The sequence below is a fragment of the Marinobacter sp. LQ44 genome (assembly GCF_001447155.2).
Taxonomy (GTDB): Bacteria; Pseudomonadota; Gammaproteobacteria; order Pseudomonadales; family Oleiphilaceae; genus Marinobacter.
Map to the genome: position 1 here is coordinate 1,603,237 of NZ_CP014754.1, position 17,939 is coordinate 1,621,175.

A 17,939-nucleotide genomic window follows, 5' to 3' on the forward strand; every position below is an offset into this window, starting at 1 on the left:
GGCCGAAAGCCAGAACGAGCCTGATGACTGCGTTAGGGCTGGTGATGCATAGTTGCACGAAATATCCACACATAGAGGTGCTTCATGGACACAATCAGTGTAAACAAGTTTAGAGATAACTTGGAAAATGTTGTTGAGCAGGTAATTAGTCAGCATGAACCGGTCAAGGTTACACGCCGAGCCGGAGAAGCTTTCGTGGTGATGAGTGCTGAGGACTGGGAGCGAGAGCAGGAAACCCTTCTCGCTCTCCAAAGTAAGAGCCTGATGCAGCAAATTGGTAGAGATTTGGCCAGGCTCAATGCAAAGACGAGAAAGCCGCCCCGCCACTAAGAAGCTACGGAGCGGCCCTCAATTCAGGACTACAGCAGCAGTGTACGAATATCCCCCAACAGCTGCGTCAGCAGGTTGGTAAACCGGGCTGCATCCGCCCCGTTCACCGCCCGGTGGTCGTAAGACAACGACAGCGGCAGCATCAGCCGTGGCTGGAATGCCTTGCCGTCCCACACCGGCTTCATGGATGCCTTGGAGACCCCCAGGATGGCCACTTCCGGTGTGTTCACGATGGGCGTGAACGCGGTGCCGCCAATGCCACCCAGGCTGGTGATGGTAAAGCAGGCGCCCTGCATTTCTGCTGGCTTCAGCTGCTTGTCTCTCGCCTTCTGGGCCAGTTCGGCGCTCTCGGCGGCCAGTTCCCACAGGCCTTTCTGATCAACGTCCCGGATCACCGGCACCATCAGGCCATGGGGTGTGTCCACCGCAATACCGATGTGGATGTACTTCTTGCGCACCACCTCTTTGCGTTCCATGTCCAGAGACACGTTGAACTGAGGCAGTTCCGCCAACGCGGCGGCGCAGGCCTTGAGCAGGAACGGCAGCGGGGTCATTTTCACGCCACGCTTTTCGCCGGCCGCTTTCTGGGCCTTGCGGAAGTCTTCCATTTCGGTGATGTCGGCATCGTCAAACTGGGTAACGTGGGGTACGTTCAACCAGCTGCGCTGCATGTTGGTGGCGGTAGCCGCCATCATGCGGGACATGCCTTCGCGCTCCACTTCACCAAACTGGCTGAAGTCCGGCAGCTTCACGCCCGGAATGCCGGAACCTGTCGCCACACCCGTGCCCTGCTGGGCCTGTTGCAGCTGGCTCTTCACATAGGCGTGCACGTCGTCTTTCAGGATGCGGCTTTTCGGGCCGGAACCCTTCACCCGTGTGAGGTCTGCACCCAGTTCCCGGGCCAGCTTGCGCACGGCTGGGCCGGCATGCACCTTGGTGCCCGGCGCCGGTGGCTCGTAGGTGGAACCCTGGGGCTGGGGCGCGACTTCCTGCTTGTCGGCTTTTGCTTCGGGCTTGCCGCCCTGACTGTCAGCCTTGGTGCTTTCACCGGAATCTGGCGCCTCTTCCTCGTCGCCACCACCCTCTTGGATGGTCATCTCCAGCAGGTCCACGCCTTCAGAAAGCTTGTCGCCTTCCTTCACCAGGATCTTGCCGATCTTGCCGGCGTAGGGTGACGGAATTTCCATGGTGGCCTTATCGGATTCCACGGTGACCAGTGGATCATCCTCGCCAACGGTGTCGCCTTCTGCCACGTTGATTTCAATCACCGGCACGTCGTCAAAGCCATCCAATGACGGAACCTTCACCACTTCGGTGCGGGAGCCGCCGGATTCTTTCTTCGGCGTCGGTTTGCTGTCTTCGGGTTTCGCCTCGGGTTTACTTTCTGCTTTCGGTTCGGGCTCGTCGGCCTTGTCGTCGCCCGCATCACCAGAGCCTCCGGCACCACCTTCCATGATGCCGATCACATCGCCTTCCTTGACCTTGTCACCCACCTTCACGGTGATTTTGGTGATCTTACCGGCGGCGGGCGCCGGCAGCTCCACGGAGGCTTTGTCGGATTCTACGGTCAGAATCGGATCTTCTTCTTCAACGGAGTCCCCTGCACTGACGATGATTTCGATGACCTCGACTTCATCAGCACCGCCGAGATCGGGAACCTTGATTTCCTGTTCACTCATGGCGGTCTCCTTAGCTCAGCACCGGGTTCGTTTTGTTGCGATCGATTCCGTACTTGCGCATGGCTTCGAGAACCTGGTCAAGCTTGATCTCACCATCTTTGGCCAGGGCAGACAGGGCGGTGACGGTGATGTAGTAGCGGTCCACCTCAAAGAAGCTGCGCAGCTTCTCGCGGGTGTCGCTGCGGCCGAAACCGTCTGTGCCCAGGGTCATAAAGGTTTTCGGGATAAAGGCCCGCAACTGCTCGGAGTGCAGTTTGATGTAGTCGGTGGCAGACACGACCGGCCCCTGGGCTTTCTCCAGGCACTGGGTAACATAGGCCTGGCGCGGCTTGTCGTCCGGGTGCAGGTGGTTCCAGCGCTCTACGTGCTGACCGTCGCGGGCGAGTTCGTTAAAGCTGGTCACGCTCCACACGTCGGAGGCTACGCCCCAGTCGTCCTTCAGCATCTGGGCGGCTTCGCGCACTTCGTTCATGATCGCGCCGGCACCCAGCAACTGAACCCTCGGGCTCTTCTTGCGGCCCTTGGTTTCCACCGATTCATACTTGTACATGCCCTTGATGATGCCGTCTTCGCAGTCTTTCGGCATGGCAGGCTGTTCGTAGTTTTCGTTTTCGATGGTCAGGTAGTAGAAGACGTTTTTGTTGTCTTCGAACATTTCTTTCATACCGTGGCGAATCACCACGGCCATTTCGTAACCGTAGGCCGGGTCGTAGGCCTTGCAGTTCGGAATGGTGTTGGCCAGCACATGGCTGTGGCCATCCTGATGCTGCAGGCCTTCACCGTTCAGGGTGGTACGGCCGGCGGTACCGCCAATAAGGAAGCCGCGAGCCTGCATGTCGCCGGAGGCCCAGGCCAGGTCGCCCACACGTTGGAAGCCGAACATGGAATAGAACACATAGAACGGAATCAGCGGGTAGCTGTTGGTGCTGTAGGACGTGGCAGCCGCCATCCAGGTGGCCATGGCACCGGCTTCGTTAATGCCCTCCTGCATGATCTGGCCTTTCTTGTCTTCCCGGTAGTACATGATCTGGTCACGATCCTGGGGCACATACTTCTGGCCTTCGGAGGTGTAGATACCGAGTTGACGGAACATCCCTTCCATACCAAAGGTGCGAGCTTCGTCCGGAACAATAGGCACCACACGCTTGCCGATGCGCTTGTCTTTCACCAAGGCGCTCAGGATGCGCACAAACGCCATGGTGGTTGAGATAGCACGGCCGTCAGAGCCTTCCAATACTTGCTTGAAGATATCCAGCTCCGGAATCTGCAGCGGCTGGCAGTCCTTGTTGCGCTTCGGATAGAAGCCGCCGAGATCCTGCCGGCGCTTTTTCATGTACACCAGTTCCGGGCTGTCTGGCGCCGGGCGGTAGTAAGGCACCTCTTCCAGCTCGTCGTCTTTCAGGGGCACACCGAAACGGTCCCGGAATTCCTTCAGGGTGTCGATATCCAGCTTCTTCAGGGAGTGGGCGGTGTTCTGGGCTTCGCCCGCCGCGCCAAAACCGTAGCCTTTGATGGTGTGAGCCAGAATGACCGTCGGCTTGCCGTTGGCCTGGTTCACCGCCTTGTGGTAGGCGGCATAGACTTTGTAGGGATCATGACCGCCGCGGTTGAGCTTGCTGATCTCCTCATCCGACATGTCCTCAACCAGCTTCGCCAGTTCCGGGTAACGACCGAAGAATTCCTTGCGGGTGTATGCCGGGCCCTTGAAGCTGAAGTTCTGCAAGTCACCGTCGCAGATTTCATCCATGGCACGCTGCATGGCGCCATTTTCGTCTTTGGCGTAGAGCGGGTCCCAATGGCGACCCCATACGACTTTGATCACGTTCCAGCCAGCACCACGGAACACGCCTTCGAGTTCCTGGATGATTTTGCCGTTACCCCGCACCGGCCCGTCCAGCCGCTGCAGGTTGCAGTTAACCACGAAGATCAGGTTATCCAGGTTCTCGCGCCCAGCCTTGGAAATGGAGCCGAGGGTTTCCGGCTCGTCGCACTCGCCGTCACCGATGAACGCCCACACCTTGCGGTTGTCCATATCGGTCAGCTCACGGCTGTGCAGGTACTTCATCACGTGGGCCTGGTAGATGGCCTGAATCGGCCCCAGACCCATGGAAACGGTAGGGAACTGCCAGTAATCCGGCATCAGCCAGGGGTGCGGGTAGGAGGACAGGCCTTCACCGTCCACCTCTTCCCGATACTTGTCGAGTTGTTCCTCGCTAAAGCGGCCTTCCAGGAAGGAGCGCGCATAGATACCCGGCGCGGCGTGGCCCTGGAAGTACACCAGGTCAGATTCCCGCTTGTCGTCGCCACCGTGGAAGAAATAGTTGAAGCCCACGTCATACAATGTGGCGGCAGAAGAGAAGGTGGAAATATGGCCGCCCAGGTCGCCCGGGCGCTTGTTGGCCCGCACCACCATGGCCATGGCGTTCCAGCGGATCAGCGAGCGAATGCGCCGCTCCATGAACAGGTCGCCCGGCATCTGCGCCTGCTTGGCAACCGGAATGCTGTTGCGGAATGGCGTGGTGATGGAATACGGCAGCGCGGTGCCATCGCGGCTGGCGCGCTCAGACAGGCGCTCCAGAATGTATTTGGCCCGATCAACGCCTTCGTTCTCGATCAGAGATTCCAGCGCATCAAGCCATTCACTGGTTTCAATGGGATCATCATCCTGGTACATCAAACCCTCCCCTTGGACTCAAAAGGTGCCTCGTGGGCCACGATCAGCAGCCTGTCACGGTGCAAACTTGAAATGCTGCGATAACCTGCAGTTTTATTGTGGATACATCAGCTTGCGAGAAATGCTTAATAACGCGTTTGACCTCTCTCAAGCATAGAACAGCTTTCACATTTTTCCTGCCGCGCGGGCCGGCTGCGGGCGGAGCTTTTGGCCCCGAACTTCCCGACACCGGCTGTACTGGGCGCACCGCACGCCAAAACTTTCGTACTTTTACTACAAAATTAGCCAGAAAAACAAACAAACAGCCGTTTGAAATGCCGAAACAGCAACTTTATTTAGATTAGTTACGCAATAATGTCCGGTTTCGATGACTTTCACAACCAGGCATCAGACCAATGTATGAGCGCATTGGTACTTACGAATTGCATCGCCATACTAAACACCTTAACCCCAAACAAATCTGCGATTTTCGCGCCATTTCGCTTTAAATTAGCGACATTCGGCGAGCTTTGGAGATTAACTCAGCCGCCAAACACTGAATTATTAATTAGACCTGAAAATGAATTTCGATTTATGTATACTTGCCTGCCCGTTTTTTAACCAGTGAAGGAGGTTGCTAACCCTCCTTTTATCTTTGGCACCTAACCCGGATTTCTCACGAGGGGATAAAAGAAAGCGGCTGAAAGCGGTATAATTTCAGGACCTTACACCGTTCACTAAGCACCAACAGCCGCTATCCGAAATGGTACCTGAAAAACTGACCTTCTCGCCACTCTCTCGCCGCCAAATTGAAGCCGATTTCTCCGGTGGCCACATCACCTCCGATGCCGGATTGCTCCTGCTTCGCGAAGTCGACAAACAACACCAGCTCACTCAGCGCCTGGCTACGGTGCTGGACGATGCCCGTAATCCCGTGCTGGTTCGCCACAAGCTTCAAACCATGGTCCGGCAGCGGGTCTTTGGCGTGGCTGCCGGGTACGAAGACCTCAACGATCACGAGGCGCTACGCGCTGATCAGGCACTTCAGACCGCAACCGGTGAAGATGCCATTCTGGCGGGCAAATCGACCTTGTGCCGGATGGAACAGCGCGTGGACCGGCAGGCGGTGATCAACGCCCACGAACTGCTGTGGCATCACTTCATTGAACAGCACGAGACTCCACCCAAGGAAATTGTGCTGGATTTTGATGGCACTGACATTCCAGTGCATGGCGACCAGCCCGGCAAGTTCTTTAACGCCTACTACGATCACCATTGTTACTTCCCGCTGTACGTGTTCTGCGGCCGTCACCTGTTGGTGAGCTACCTGCGCACCAGCAATCGAAGCGACAGCCGCCACAGCTGGGCCATTCTGGCCCTGCTGGTGAAGTTCATCCGGCAGTACTGGCCGGATACCCGCATCGTGTTCCGGGGTGACAGCGGCTTCTATCGCCCCCGATTGCTGAGCTGGTGCGACCGGAATAACGTGGATTACCTTGTGGGCATCAGCAAAAACAGCCGGCTGCTCAAGGAGGTGGACGTGCCCTCGATGCTGGTTCGCAGGGCTCACGGGGAGTTGGGAGAAAAAGTCTCTGCCACCTACCGGTTCCAGTACCAGGCCCACACCTGGAAATACCCTCGCTGGGTGGTGGCTCGCCTGGAAGAAGGTGAGTTTGGCTCGAACCCTCGCTTCGTGATCAGTTCCCGCTATGACGACGGCCTCAAGCTCTACTACGAGCAGTACTGCGCCCGTGGCGATATGGAAAACCGGATCAAGGATCAGCAGTTGTGTCTGTTCGCAGATCGCACCTCCAGCACGCGGTGGTGGACCAATCAGTGGCGGTTGCTCCTATCGGGCTTTGCCTACACGTTGTTCGAGCGATTACGGGCCCACTTGAAGAAGACGCCCTTCGAGAGAATGAGCGCCAGTAACCTGCGGCTGAAACTGATCAAGGTGGGCGCGGTCATCATTCGCAACACTCGGCGCATACGGGTGTTGATGAGCGATGCCTATCCTTACAAAGACGAACTCTCTGACCTGGTACGTCAACTGGTTCCGGGATAGAAGCCCGGGCTCCCCCGGCCCGATGCAATGGGGGAAAGGGGGTCGTGTGTCCGGACAACAGAAATTGATCGGTTATTAGTCAATCTCGGCCGCAAATGAGCGGTAATGGCGGTAACCTGCACAGTCTGCGAGACTTGCCGGGGACCTATGAGAAATCCGGGCTAATCAGAGGGCGATCTATGAACTCCATCGTCACCTTTCCGAACCGCATCCCGGTTCAGGAATTCGAGGAACGCCGGTTCAAGGTTTTTACCGACCGCCAGCTCGATAAAATTGAGGCGATCCAGAATCTCCCCGAAGAGACCCTGTTCGAAATGAAAGTGGTGGCCAGCGTGCTGCCATTCCGGGTCAACGAATATGTGATCAACGAACTGATCAACTGGGACAAGGTACCGAACGATCCCATCTATCAGCTCGTATTCCCTCAAAAGGGTATGCTCAAGGACGAACATTACGAACAGATGGCGAAGCTGCACCGCGAGGGTGCCGACAAGAAGGACATCCAGGCTGCCGCGAAGGTTATCCGGGACGAACTGAACCCGCACCCGGCCGGCCAGATGGAAATGAACATGCCGGAACTGGACGGCGAAGTGCTGGACGGCGTGCAGCACAAGTACCGCGAAACCGTGCTGTTCTTCCCGTCCCAGGGCCAGACCTGCCACAGCTACTGCACCTTCTGCTTCCGCTGGGCGCAGTTTGTGGGCGACAAAGACCTGAAAATGGCCAGCACTGATGCCGAGAAGCTGCACGGCTACCTGCAGGAGCACACCGAAGTGACCGACCTGCTGGTCACCGGTGGCGACCCGATGGTCATGAAGACCAAGAACCTGGTGCAGTACCTGGAACCGCTGCTGCAGCCCGAGTTTGACCACATCCAGACCATCCGCATCGGCACCAAGGCCCTCACCTTCTGGCCGTACCGTTTCGTGACCGACAAGGACGCCGACGAGCTGATCGAACTGTTCGCCAAACTGGTTGATGGCGGCAAGCACGTGGCCATCATGGCCCACTACAACCACTGGCAGGAAATCACCACCGGCATCGCGGAAGAAGCCATCCGCCGCATCCGTGCCACCGGTGCCGAGATCCGCGCCCAGGGCCCGCTGATCAAACACGTGAACGACAACGCCGACGACTGGGCCAAGCTGTGGAAGCGCGAAGTGAAGCTGGGCATCATCCCCTACTACATGTTTGTAGAACGGGACACCGGCGCCAAGAACTACTTCGAGGTGCCCCTGGCCGAGGCCTACCACATCTACCGTGAAGCCATGAAAAAGGTCAGCGGCCTGGCCCGCACCGCCCGCGGCCCCAGCATGAGCGCCGGCCCCGGCAAGGTGGAAGTTCAGGGCATTACCGAAATCAAAGGCGAAAAAGTGTTCGTACTGCGCTTCCTGCAGGGCCGCAACCCGGACTGGGTGCAGCGCCCGTTCTTCGCCAAGTACAGCGAAACGGCGACCTGGCTGCATGAGCTTGAGCCCGCCTTCGGGGAGGAGAAGTTCTTCTTTGAGGATGAGTTTGAGGCGATGAAGCAGGGGAAGGCGTAGCCCCCTGGTAACAGGCCCGCTGCGGCGGGCCTGTTTATCTCCCCTTCTTGGGCAAAAAACCCGCCGGCTTATCCCGAATCCACCCCACAAACGTTCTCAACTCTTCAAGTTCCAGCAATCGCTCCCGCGTGTTGTAATACAACCCCAACTCATGTTCCGAACGCGCCCGATGAATCGCGTTATGGCATGGCCGGCACACCCACAAGGTGCGGGTGATCAGCTCCTCTTTACTGAACAGCTTCTGAAACCGCTTTTTGCGGTGCAGGTGTTTGGGTATAAGGTGGTGGCGGGTGAGCTTGGGTACGGCGCGTTCGCAGAGTTCACAGTTGTCAGGTTGGGGCGGGAGTTTTAGCATGTCACTTGGTTCGCTGCGGTAAAACGGTTGCGCTGCTCTAAACCAGAATACGTTGTTTGGGGGATTCGGGATGTATCAATGGTTCAAGCCATGGCGAGTGCTGTCCGTGCTGGCCGCTTTGCTGTTTACGTCCAGCCTCCAGGCCGGCGAACTGGTGCGCATTGCGGCGGCTTCGGATTTGCGTTACGCCCTGGATGACATCATTGAGCTGTATCGCGAAGCCAACCCGGCCGCCAATGTTCAGGTGGTGTATGGTTCCTCCGGCAAAATGACCACGCAGATCATTAACGGTGCGCCCTACGATATTTTCTTTTCGGCCGACATTGCGTTTCCCAAGCGGCTAGAGCAGGAGGGGCTGACGGCTACCCCGCCAGCGGTCTACGCCATTGGCCGCATTGTGCTCTGGAGCAACACCCTGGACGCCGGCAGCCTGACCCTCAACGATCTGACTTCGGATTCCATTACCCGCATCGCCATCGCCCAGCCGGCCCACGCACCTTATGGCCTGCGCGCCAGGGAAGCCATGCAGGCGGTCGGCGTATGGGAGGCCGTGCAACCCAAGCTGGTGTTTGGTGAGAACATTGCCCACGCGGCGCAGATGGCCGCGTCCGGTGCCGCTCAGGTGGGTGTGATTGCACTGTCTCTGGCGAAGTTTCCGGAACTGGCCACCCACAACCACTACCTGATCGACGACAACCTGCACAACCCACTGACCCAGGGCTATGTGGTTACCCGGCGTGGCGGCAATAAGCCAGAGGCCATGCACTTTGCTGATTTCATGGCCACCGAGCAGGCACACTCTATAATGGAGCAATACGGATTTGTGATGCCCTGACCGGCGCACGGCCAACCGGCATCTTCACCTGAAAGGACCCCAATGTTTCAACTCGGCCCCGCAGAGTGGCAGGCCATTGAAGTCACCTTCAAGCTCTGCCTGTACACCACCATCATTCTGTTATTGCTGGCCACACCTTTGTCCTGGTGGCTGGCGCAGGGGCGCACTCAATTTCGTACCGTTGTGCAGGCCATTGTGGCGCTGCCATTGGTGCTGCCGCCCACCGTGCTGGGGTTCTATCTGCTGATCACTCTTGGGCCCCGGGGCGTAGTGGGTCAAACCCTTCAGGACTTGGGTTTTCAGCACCTGGCGTTTTCGTTTGAGGGGATTCTGATTGCCTCGGTTATCTATTCCATGCCCTTTGCCGTGCAACCGCTGACCGAAGCCTTTCGCAACCTGGGCCGGCGCCCGGTCGAGGTGGCCAGCAGCCTGGGCGCCGGCGCCTGGGACCGGTTCCGAACGGTGATCTTCCCCCTCAGTCGGGGCGGTTTTGTGGTGGCAGCCACCCTGACCTTCGCCCACACCCTGGGAGAGTTCGGCGTTATTTTGATGCTCGGCGGCAGCATTCCGGGTGAAACCAAGGTGCTGTCGGTTTTGATCTACGATCACGCCGAGGCCATGAACTACGATGCCGCCCACAGCCTGTCGCTGATGTTATTAATCTTCGCCTTTGCCACTTTGTTTGTGGTGTACAGCATTAACCGCCGGTTCGAGGTCGCCAAGCTATGACCCTGTACCTGCAGGGACACCTTCGCCACGGCAAGGACTTTGAGCTCAAGGTTAACCATGAGCTACCGCTGGAGGGTGTCACCGCGCTGTTTGGCCGCTCCGGTTGTGGCAAAACCACCCTGCTGCGCATTATCGCCGGCCTGGAACGGCCACGGGGTGCGGTGGTGCGCTTTGGCGGGCAGCACTGGCAACGGGGCCGGCAGTTTCTTCCCCTGCACAAGCGCAGGATTGGCCTGGTGTTTCAGGAACACAGCTTGCTCCCTCACCTGTCCGCTCGGGAAAACCTGCTTTACGGATACCAACGAACACCGACGGAGCAACGTCGGCTTCACCCGGATGAAGTAACCGCCATGCTGGGAATTGAGCACCTGCTGGACCGGCGGATTGATCAGCTCTCCGGGGGCCAGCGCCAGCGGTTTTCCCTTGGCCGTGCGTTGTTGATCAGCCCCCAGTTGCTGCTACTGGACGAACCTATGGCGGCGCTGGATACCCAGACCAAACGGGAAATCATGCCGTTTCTGTCTCGCATGGCGGCGGAATCCGGGGTGCCGATTATCATGGTCAGCCATTCCCCGGATGAGGTCACCCGGCTGGCAGACCGGGTGGTGTTCATGCAGAACGGCCAGATTCAAAACGTGGAAACCTTGCGGGAGGCCCTGGCCCGGCCAGACTCCCCGTTGTTCGATGATGCGGGTGCGGCTTCAGTGCTGGAGGGAACTCTAGGTGAGGCGGGGGAAGACAACGCCCGGCCTTTTGGCCCGCCGGAGGCTCGGCTGTGGTTAACAAGTTCTGCGCCGGCAGCCGGGATGGACAGAACCCGGATTAGCATTCTTGCCCGGGACGTCAGTTTGTCTCTGGTAGACCCTCAACACATCAGCATTCAGAACCACCTGCCGGTGACCATCGAACGCATAGACCCGCCCAGGGACAACCGTTGCGTGGTGGCCTGCCGAACGGCGGACGGTCAACTGCTGTTGGCGGAAATCACCGCCCGGGCTGTCCAGCAACTGGGGCTGGCAACGGGCAAGCAGGTGTACGCGCTGATCAAATCGGTGGCGTTGCTGGCCTGACGTTGACAGCCAGGCCTACCATCCGTTGTCAGTGCATCAGGGTGTAGAGTTTACGGCGGTAGGTACGCACATCCGGATTGTTGTTACCCAGCTTCTCGAACAGTTCCACCAGCGTAGTCTTGGCGACACCGTCTTTGTAGGTGCTGTCTGACTGCATCAGGCGAATCAGCAGATCCATGGCTTCGGCGTTTTTGTCCTGCAGTACCTTGTGCAGGGACAATTGGTGCAGGGCTTCCGGGTCTTTCGGATTGGCTTCCAGCTTTGCCTCCAGTTCCGACTGCGCCGGCAGTTCACCGGACTGCTTCAAAAACTTCACCCGCGCTGCCAGCTGCTTGGCCTTGTGCTGCAGTTTCTCTTCCGGCGGCAGGCTGTTGAGCACCTGCTCGGCGGTGTCGAGATCGCCCTGCTCGGCTTTCAGCTGGGCCAGGTCGATCAGCACATCCAGGTTTTCCGGGTCTTTCTGGTTCATCTCGGTGAGGATGGCCAGGGCACCGTCTACATCACCGGCTTCCCATAGGGCGTGGGCTTTCTCGTAAGGGTCTTCAGACGGCGCGTCGATGTGCTTTTCCAGCACCTTGCGGATCTCACTTTCCGGCAGGGCACCGTTAAAACCATCCACCGCCTGACCGTTCTTCACCAGAATCACCGTGGGCAGGCTGCGCACACCCAGGGAAGCCGTCAGCTCCTGCTGTTCGTCTGCATTTACCTTGGCCAGCTGGAAATTCCCCTGATACTCCTCCGCCAGCTTCTGCAGAATCGGCATCAGCTGCTTGCAGGGAGCACACCATTCGGCCCACACGTCCACCAGGATGGGGGTGGTGGCGGAGGCATCCATTACTTTCTGCTGAAAGTTGTCGGCGGTGGCGTCAAATATATGCGGCGAGTTGCTCATAAGTTGGGAACCTGAACCATAATGAGTGAAATTGCCTCTAGATATGGCACCGGCTCCCGAAAAATCAAGCCAGCTTGAAAACCTGACTTTCGCCGTCACATAGGTCTTTAACCACTCAGCCTTGAGAGCAACACGGTATGAATGACGAGAACCGCAAAGACTCCCTGGAAGAATTTGAAGAAGATGTGACCGAGTACATCGGCAAAGACGAGAACAGCAAAAGCCTGGTCTTGCCTCAACAGGCCAGGCCGCGGCGTATGTATGTGTTGCCGGTGTCGAACCGGCCGTTCTTTCCGGCCCAGGTGCAGCCCGTGGTGGTGAACCAGGACCCCTGGCAGGAAACCCTGAAGCGGGTGGGCGAAACCGACCACAAGGTTCTGGGCATCTGCTTTGTGGAAGATCCGGAATCCGACACCGGTATTCCCGCCAGCGACGAGCTGGAAACCATGGGGTGTGCGGTGAAGGTTCACCACGCCCAGAGCGAAGGCGGCAAGGTTCAGTTTATTGCCCAGGGCATGCAGCGGTTCCGAATCGTTCAGTGGCTGCGCCGCCGCCCACCCTACCTGGTGGAAGTGGAATACCCGGAGGAGCCGGAGGAGCCGGCGGATGAACTCAAGGCTTACACGCTAGCCATCATCGCTGCCATCAAGGAACTGCTGCGCACCAACCCGCTGTATGGTGAGGAGGTGAAGCAGTATCTGTCCCGCTTTGGCCCGGAAGACAGCTCGCCACTGGCGGATTTCGGCGCCTCGATGACCAGCGCCCCGGGCCGGGAATTGCAGGATGTACTGGATACCGTCCCCCTGCTCCGGCGCATGGAGAAAGTCCTGCTGCTCATGCGAAAAGAGCTGGAGGTGGCCCGCCTGCAATCCGAGATCAACGAGGAAGTGAACGAGAAGGTGCAGAAGCACCAGCGCGAATTCTTCCTGCGTGAGCAGCTGAAAGTCATCCAGCGGGAGCTGGGCATTGCCAAGGATGACAAGACGGCGGACGTGGAACGCTTCGAAGAGCGAATGGCCAAACTGAATCCACCGGAAGCCGTGCAGGAGCGATTCAAAGATGAAATCCAGAAACTGCAGGTACTGGAACAGGGCTCGCCGGAGTATGGCGTTACCCGCAATTACCTCGACTGGATTACCCAGGTGCCCTGGGGTGTGCATTCCGAAGACCATTTTGACCTGGCCGAAGCCCGCCGCATCCTCGATCGGGACCACGACGGTCTGGACGATGTAAAAGACCGTATCATCGAGTTCCTGGCTGAAGGTACCTTCAAGGGCGAAGTGAGTGGTTCCATACTGCTGCTGGTCGGCCCGCCGGGGGTGGGCAAAACCTCCATCGGCCGCTCGGTGGCCGATGCCCTGGGCCGGGAGTTCTACCGTTTCAGCGTGGGCGGTATGCGCGATGAAGCCGAGATCAAGGGCCACCGCCGCACCTACATCGGCGCCATGCCCGGCAAGTTCGTACAGGCCCTGAAAGACAGCAAGGTGGCCAACCCGGTGATCATGCTGGATGAGATCGACAAGATCGGCTCGTCCTATCAGGGTGACCCGGCCTCTGCCCTGCTGGAAACCCTGGACCCTGAACAGAACAAAGAGTTCCTGGACCACTACCTGGATGTGCGCATGGACCTGTCCAAGGTATTGTTTGTGTGTACCGCCAACCAGCTGGACACCATTCCCCGGCCGCTGCTGGACCGGATGGATGTGATTCGCCTGTCCGGCTACATCGCCGAAGAAAAACTGGCCATCGCCAAGCACCACCTGATGCCGCGGCTGCTGAAACGGGCGGGCCTGCTGAAGAAACAGCTCAACATTACCGATGCCGCGCTCCGGCAGGTGATCGAAGGCTATGCCCGGGAAGCCGGCGTGCGGAACCTGGAAAAGCTACTGCACAAGATCATCCGCAAAGGCATCGTAAAACTGCTGGAAAACCCGGACAAGCCGGTGAAAGTCGGCGTTGCAGACCTGCAGGACTATCTGGGACAGCCCGCGTTCCGCAAAGAGAAATCCATGAAGGGCACCGGCGTGGTCACCGGACTGGCCTGGACTGCCATGGGCGGCGCCACTCTGAGCATCGAGGCCTCACGCATCCACAGCAGCCAGCGGGGCTTCAAGCTCACCGGGCAGCTGGGGGATGTGATGAAGGAGTCGGCGGAAATCGCCTACAGTTACGTCTCCTCCAACCTGAAACGCTACAAGGGCGACCCGACCTTCTTCGACAAATCCTTCGTGCACCTGCACGTACCCGAAGGCGCAACGCCAAAAGACGGGCCGAGCGCCGGCATTACCATGGCCACCGCCCTGTTGTCCATTGCCCGCAAGGAAGCCCCGCAGCAGAACATTGCCATGACCGGGGAGCTGACCTTAACCGGGCAGGTGTTGCCGGTGGGAGGTATTCGGGAGAAGGTGATTGCTGCGCGCAGGCAGAAGATCAACAACCTGATACTGCCAGAGGCGAACCGGGGCGATTATGAGGAGCTGCCGGAGTATTTGAAGGAAGGGATATCGGTGAATTTTGCCAAGCACTACAACGACGTGTTTCAGGTGTGTTTTGGGAATAAGCCGAGGCAGGGGTCTAGTGTGCATTAGTAATAGGGTCTGTCCCAGGGGTCTGTCCCCAAAGGGGACTGACCCGCTTTTGCCCGTCTAAAGCACCCAACTAGAACCCATGGGTCCAAGATGGGTCAGTCCCCGTTCGGGGACAGACCCCTAACCAAACTCAAACCCATTGGGTCCAAAATGGGTCAGTCCCCGTTCGGGGACAGACCCTTAGGACAAGCCCCAGTCAGGCTTTTTCCTTCCAGCCATCATCCTTGAGCACAGATCCAACGGTCAGCACCGGTGAGGCATCAATGTCGTCGGCATCCATCATGTTCGCTACTCGCTGCAATGAGGCCAGGATCATGGTCTGCTCCCATTCGGCCAGGCTCTGGAACTTGGCGATGAAGTCTTCCTGCAGCGGGTTGGGGGCGCGGGCGAGTATCTCGGCGCCTTGTTCGGTCAGGTGCGCGTGTACTTTGCGTTTGTCCTGGGTGCTGCGCACGCGGTATACCAGCTTGCGAAGTTCAAGGCGGTCCAGAATGGTGGTTACGGTGGCCTGGCTGAGGCTGACATTTTCGGCGATGGTGCCGATGGTCACTTCCCCCATGTCCCGGATGGTGCGCATAATCAGCAGCTGCGGGCCGGTCAGTCCGGCGTGCTTGCTTAACCGCTTGGAATGAAGATCCGTTGCCCGGATAACCCGCCGAAGCGCTACCAACACCTGCTCGTAATTGTTCACACCACTGCTCCAGAATCAACGCGTTGTTTATACCTCTAATAATTAGAGGTCTTTGCACTGGTAATTGCAAGTGGGCATTATCACCTAGCTTGCGTCCTATATTGCTCAGCATGCCGCGCACCAGGTATGCGGCATTTTTTCTGGTGGCCATTATGCTATGGTCATCAGCTTGCCACTCACCCAGAAACGGATAACGGTTGATGATCAGGTTTTTCCTCGCACTCGTTTTTGCCATCACTTTCGCCAGCGCCTCCATGGCCCAACAGCAACCGGCTGAGTCGGCCCAGCAAGTGACGGACGAAGATGTTGAAGAGCGAATCGGTGAATTGGAAAGCCCCCTGTACAATCCATTCGTGGAGCGTTATCTGCTGGATGAGGTGAAAGCGTTGCGGCAGGAGATGCAGAACACCCGGGCCGAGTTAATTGAAAAAGTGGTCGACAAGGAGTTGTCGGTTGCCGACAAAACCATGTCCTACGCCACCGACACGGTCACCTACTTCTTCTACCTGATTGCCGGCGCCACCTCCATTCTGGTGGTGATTGGCTGGAACTCGATCCGCGACATGCGCAACCAGCTCACCAGCCTGGCCGAGAAACGTGTGAACGAACTGGTGGTGGAGTACGAACAGCGCCTGAAGGCCATTGAAGAGCAGCTGCAGCAGAAATCCGAGATCATTCATCAAAACCAGGCGGAGATCGAACGCACTAACGAGGTGCACGCGCTCTGGTTGAAGGCAAGTCAGGAGACCTCCCAGCAAAACAAGATCGCCGCCTACGACCAGATTCTGGACCTGCGTCCTGATGATGTGGAAGCTCTGAGCTACAAAGCCGATGCCGTGCTGGAGATGCGCGAACCTCTCTGGGCCATCAGCTTGTGCCAACGGGCACTGAAGCTGGCTCCGGATAACGGCCATGCCCATTACCAGCTGGCCTGCGCCTACGCCGAGATTGGCCGCTGGGAAGACGCCGTCAGCACCCTGGAAAAGGCCATCGACATCTCAGAAGCCTACCGGGACGATGCCTCCGTCGACCCCAGTTTCGAGCCACTGCACGATCACGAAAGTTTCAGGGCTCTGGTCTTCACCGATCAGGACGACAGCACGGACGCATAACATCACAGAGACCGGCACAGAGCTTGCTAATCCAAACGGAGAAAGCGACGCTGTGTTCCAGAGCAAACCCTGGCCCGATCTGCTTGACAAGCAGCTGGCTGTGGTGTTTGTTAAAGTCTCTGAGAACATAACAATAACCCTGACAAACAGGAACATCACGATGAAAATGTCCGTTAAGAAACTCGCTACCGCTGTAGGCGCTTCTGTTGCTCTGATGGCCGCCGGCCAGGCCGCCGCTGAAATCCGAATTGGTATTGCCGGCCCGATGACCGGCCCCGTTGCCCAGTATGGTGATATGCAGTTTTCTGGCGCCCGCATGGCCATTGAACGCATCAATGCTGCCGGCGGTGTTATGGGCGAACAACTGGTAGGCGTAGAGGTAGATGACGTGTGCGACCCCAAGCAGGCCGTCACCGTTGCCAACCGCCTGGTCAACCAGGGTGTTCAATACGTGGTGGGTCACCTGTGTTCCAGCTCTACCCAGCCGGCGTCTGATATCTATGAAGACGAAGGCATACTGATGATTACCCCGGCCTCGACCAGCCCGGACATTACCCAGCGTGGTTATGAGCTGGTATTCCGTACCATCGGCCTGGACAGCATGCAGGGACCGGTCGCCGGTGAGTACATCGTCAGCCAGAACCCGAATAAGGTCGCCGTCATCCACGACAAACAGCAGTATGGTGAGGGCATTGCTACTGCGGTACGAGACACCCTGCGCAATGCCGGTGTGGAAGTGGCGATGTTTGAAGGTATCACCGCCGGTGACAAAGACTTCTCGTCACTGGTTACCAAGATCAAACAGGCCAACGTGGATTTCGTCTACTACGGCGGCTACCACCCGGAGCTTGGTTTGATCCTTCGCCAGGCACGCCAGGCAGACGTGAACGCGAAGTTCATGGGGCCTGAAGGCGTTGGCAACAAAGACATCAACACTATTGCCGGCGAAGCCGCCGAAGGCCTGCTGGTTACCCTGCCGCCCAGCTTTGACGAGAAAGAAGAGAACCAGGATCTGGTAGCCGCCTTCGCTGACAAGGGTGAAGACCCATCCGGCCCATTTGTTCTCACCTCCTATACCGCTGTTCAGCTGGTTGCCGACGGCATCGAACAGGCCGGCACCAAAGATCCGTTTGAAGTGGCCAAGGCCCTGCGCTCCGGCACTTTCGAAACGCCCATCGGCACCGTTCAGTACAACCAGGCGGGCGATATGGAGTCCTTCGAGTTTGTCGTCTACGAATGGCACTCTGACGGCAGCAAGACTCCGGTCAACTGAGCCAACATCGTTTACAGACGGTCATTATGAGAACACCTTCCCGCCGTAACCCGGGGGAAGGTGTTTTTCTGGGCTTCTGCTGACCCGCTTTGCGACCAGGCGACCAACCCGTCAAAGGGACAA

Annotated in this window: 14 protein-coding genes; 9 read left to right on the plus strand and 5 right to left on the minus strand. The window is 58.1% G+C overall.

Annotated elements, in window-relative coordinates:
- Window positions 1–84: 84 nt before the first annotated feature.
- Window positions 85–330 carry a type II toxin-antitoxin system Phd/YefM family antitoxin gene (locus ASQ50_RS07555; RefSeq protein WP_058092637.1) on the plus strand — a complete coding sequence of 82 codons (246 nt, stop codon included), beginning with the start codon at window positions 85–87 and terminating at the stop codon, window positions 328–330.
- Window positions 331–359: 29 nt separating this feature from the next.
- On the opposite strand, the gene aceF is transcribed toward ASQ50_RS07555, so the two are convergent.
- Both aceF and aceE read right to left on the minus strand, forming a co-directional pair.
- Window positions 360–2,009, minus strand: coding sequence for a dihydrolipoyllysine-residue acetyltransferase (gene aceF, locus ASQ50_RS07560; protein WP_058092636.1), 1,650 nt, complete (start codon window positions 2,007–2,009; stop codon window positions 360–362).
- Window positions 2,010–2,019: 10 nt separating this feature from the next.
- Window positions 2,020–4,683 carry a pyruvate dehydrogenase (acetyl-transferring), homodimeric type gene (gene aceE, locus ASQ50_RS07565; RefSeq protein WP_058092635.1) on the minus strand — a complete coding sequence of 888 codons (2,664 nt, stop codon included), beginning with the start codon at window positions 4,681–4,683 and terminating at the stop codon, window positions 2,020–2,022.
- 742 nt (window positions 4,684–5,425) lie between these two features.
- Here aceE and ASQ50_RS07570 point away from each other — a divergent pair.
- On the plus strand, window positions 5,426–6,727 hold the full coding sequence (locus ASQ50_RS07570; RefSeq protein WP_068351333.1) for an IS1380 family transposase: 1,302 nt from the start codon (window positions 5,426–5,428) through the stop codon (window positions 6,725–6,727).
- A gap of 179 nt (window positions 6,728–6,906) precedes the next feature.
- Window positions 6,907–8,271, plus strand: a complete 1,365-nt coding sequence (locus ASQ50_RS07575; protein WP_058092572.1) for a KamA family radical SAM protein — start codon at window positions 6,907–6,909, stop codon at window positions 8,269–8,271.
- A 34-nt stretch (window positions 8,272–8,305) separates the two neighbouring features.
- Here ASQ50_RS07575 and ASQ50_RS20455 read toward each other — a convergent pair whose 3' ends face one another.
- Window positions 8,306–8,626 (minus strand): hypothetical protein, encoded by a 321-nt coding sequence (locus ASQ50_RS20455; protein WP_076657182.1) that lies wholly within the window; start codon window positions 8,624–8,626, stop codon window positions 8,306–8,308.
- 70 nt (window positions 8,627–8,696) lie between these two features.
- Here ASQ50_RS20455 and modA point away from each other — a divergent pair, with 70 nt between their 5' ends.
- The 3 genes from modA to modC are packed head-to-tail and all read left to right on the plus strand — an operon-like array spanning window position 8,697 to window position 11,260.
- Window positions 8,697–9,461 carry a molybdate ABC transporter substrate-binding protein gene (modA, locus tag ASQ50_RS07580; protein WP_058092571.1) on the plus strand — a complete coding sequence of 255 codons (765 nt, stop codon included), beginning with the start codon at window positions 8,697–8,699 and terminating at the stop codon, window positions 9,459–9,461.
- A 42-nt stretch (window positions 9,462–9,503) separates the two neighbouring features.
- Complete coding sequence (modB, locus tag ASQ50_RS07585; protein WP_058092570.1) at window positions 9,504–10,190, plus strand: molybdate ABC transporter permease subunit; 687 nt, start codon at window positions 9,504–9,506, stop codon at window positions 10,188–10,190.
- Complete coding sequence (gene modC / locus ASQ50_RS07590; protein WP_058092569.1) at window positions 10,187–11,260, plus strand: molybdenum ABC transporter ATP-binding protein; 1,074 nt, start codon at window positions 10,187–10,189, stop codon at window positions 11,258–11,260. The genes modB and modC overlap by 4 nt, the downstream gene beginning before the upstream one ends.
- A gap of 28 nt (window positions 11,261–11,288) precedes the next feature.
- Here modC and trxA read toward each other — a convergent pair whose 3' ends face one another.
- Window positions 11,289–12,152 carry a thioredoxin gene (trxA, locus tag ASQ50_RS07595; RefSeq protein WP_058092568.1) on the minus strand — a complete coding sequence of 288 codons (864 nt, stop codon included), beginning with the start codon at window positions 12,150–12,152 and terminating at the stop codon, window positions 11,289–11,291.
- 137 nt (window positions 12,153–12,289) lie between these two features.
- On the opposite strand from trxA, the gene lon reads away from it, so the two are divergent.
- Window positions 12,290–14,740, plus strand: a complete 2,451-nt coding sequence (lon, locus tag ASQ50_RS07600; RefSeq protein WP_058092567.1) for an endopeptidase La — start codon at window positions 12,290–12,292, stop codon at window positions 14,738–14,740.
- 196 nt (window positions 14,741–14,936) lie between these two features.
- Here lon and ASQ50_RS07605 read toward each other — a convergent pair whose 3' ends face one another.
- Complete coding sequence (locus ASQ50_RS07605; RefSeq protein ID WP_058092566.1) at window positions 14,937–15,431, minus strand: MarR family winged helix-turn-helix transcriptional regulator; 495 nt, start codon at window positions 15,429–15,431, stop codon at window positions 14,937–14,939.
- Between the two features lie 254 nt (window positions 15,432–15,685).
- Here ASQ50_RS07605 and ASQ50_RS07610 point away from each other — a divergent pair, with 254 nt between their 5' ends.
- Window positions 15,686–16,543 carry a TPR end-of-group domain-containing protein gene (locus ASQ50_RS07610; protein WP_413772118.1) on the plus strand — a complete coding sequence of 286 codons (858 nt, stop codon included), beginning with the start codon at window positions 15,686–15,688 and terminating at the stop codon, window positions 16,541–16,543.
- Between the two features lie 160 nt (window positions 16,544–16,703).
- Window positions 16,704–17,816: a branched-chain amino acid ABC transporter substrate-binding protein gene (locus ASQ50_RS07615; RefSeq protein ID WP_058092583.1), complete on the plus strand. Its 1,113-nt coding sequence runs from the start codon at window positions 16,704–16,706 to the stop codon at window positions 17,814–17,816.
- Window positions 17,817–17,939 lie beyond the last annotated feature (123 nt).

What these genes read in the sequence shown, in the direction of transcription:
- ASQ50_RS07555 (WP_058092637.1), top strand. Translation starts at nt 85, where the DNA reads ATGGACACAATCAGTGTAAACAAGTTTAGAGATAACTTGGAAAATGTT.
- aceF (WP_058092636.1), bottom strand. Translation starts at nt 2,009, where the DNA reads ATGAGTGAACAGGAAATCAAGGTTCCCGATCTCGGCGGTGCTGATGAA.
- aceE (WP_058092635.1), bottom strand. Translation starts at nt 4,683, where the DNA reads ATGTACCAGGATGATGATCCCATTGAAACCAGTGAATGGCTTGATGCG.
- ASQ50_RS07570 (WP_068351333.1), top strand. Translation starts at nt 5,426, where the DNA reads ATGGTACCTGAAAAACTGACCTTCTCGCCACTCTCTCGCCGCCAAATT.
- ASQ50_RS07575 (WP_058092572.1), top strand. Translation starts at nt 6,907, where the DNA reads ATGAACTCCATCGTCACCTTTCCGAACCGCATCCCGGTTCAGGAATTC.
- ASQ50_RS20455 (WP_076657182.1), bottom strand. Translation starts at nt 8,626, where the DNA reads ATGCTAAAACTCCCGCCCCAACCTGACAACTGTGAACTCTGCGAACGC.
- modA (WP_058092571.1), top strand. Translation starts at nt 8,697, where the DNA reads ATGTATCAATGGTTCAAGCCATGGCGAGTGCTGTCCGTGCTGGCCGCT.
- modB (WP_058092570.1), top strand. Translation starts at nt 9,504, where the DNA reads ATGTTTCAACTCGGCCCCGCAGAGTGGCAGGCCATTGAAGTCACCTTC.
- modC (WP_058092569.1), top strand. Translation starts at nt 10,187, where the DNA reads ATGACCCTGTACCTGCAGGGACACCTTCGCCACGGCAAGGACTTTGAG.
- trxA (WP_058092568.1), bottom strand. Translation starts at nt 12,152, where the DNA reads ATGAGCAACTCGCCGCATATATTTGACGCCACCGCCGACAACTTTCAG.
- lon (WP_058092567.1), top strand. Translation starts at nt 12,290, where the DNA reads ATGAATGACGAGAACCGCAAAGACTCCCTGGAAGAATTTGAAGAAGAT.
- ASQ50_RS07610 (WP_413772118.1), top strand. Translation starts at nt 15,686, where the DNA reads ATGGCCCAACAGCAACCGGCTGAGTCGGCCCAGCAAGTGACGGACGAA.
- ASQ50_RS07615 (WP_058092583.1), top strand. Translation starts at nt 16,704, where the DNA reads ATGAAAATGTCCGTTAAGAAACTCGCTACCGCTGTAGGCGCTTCTGTT.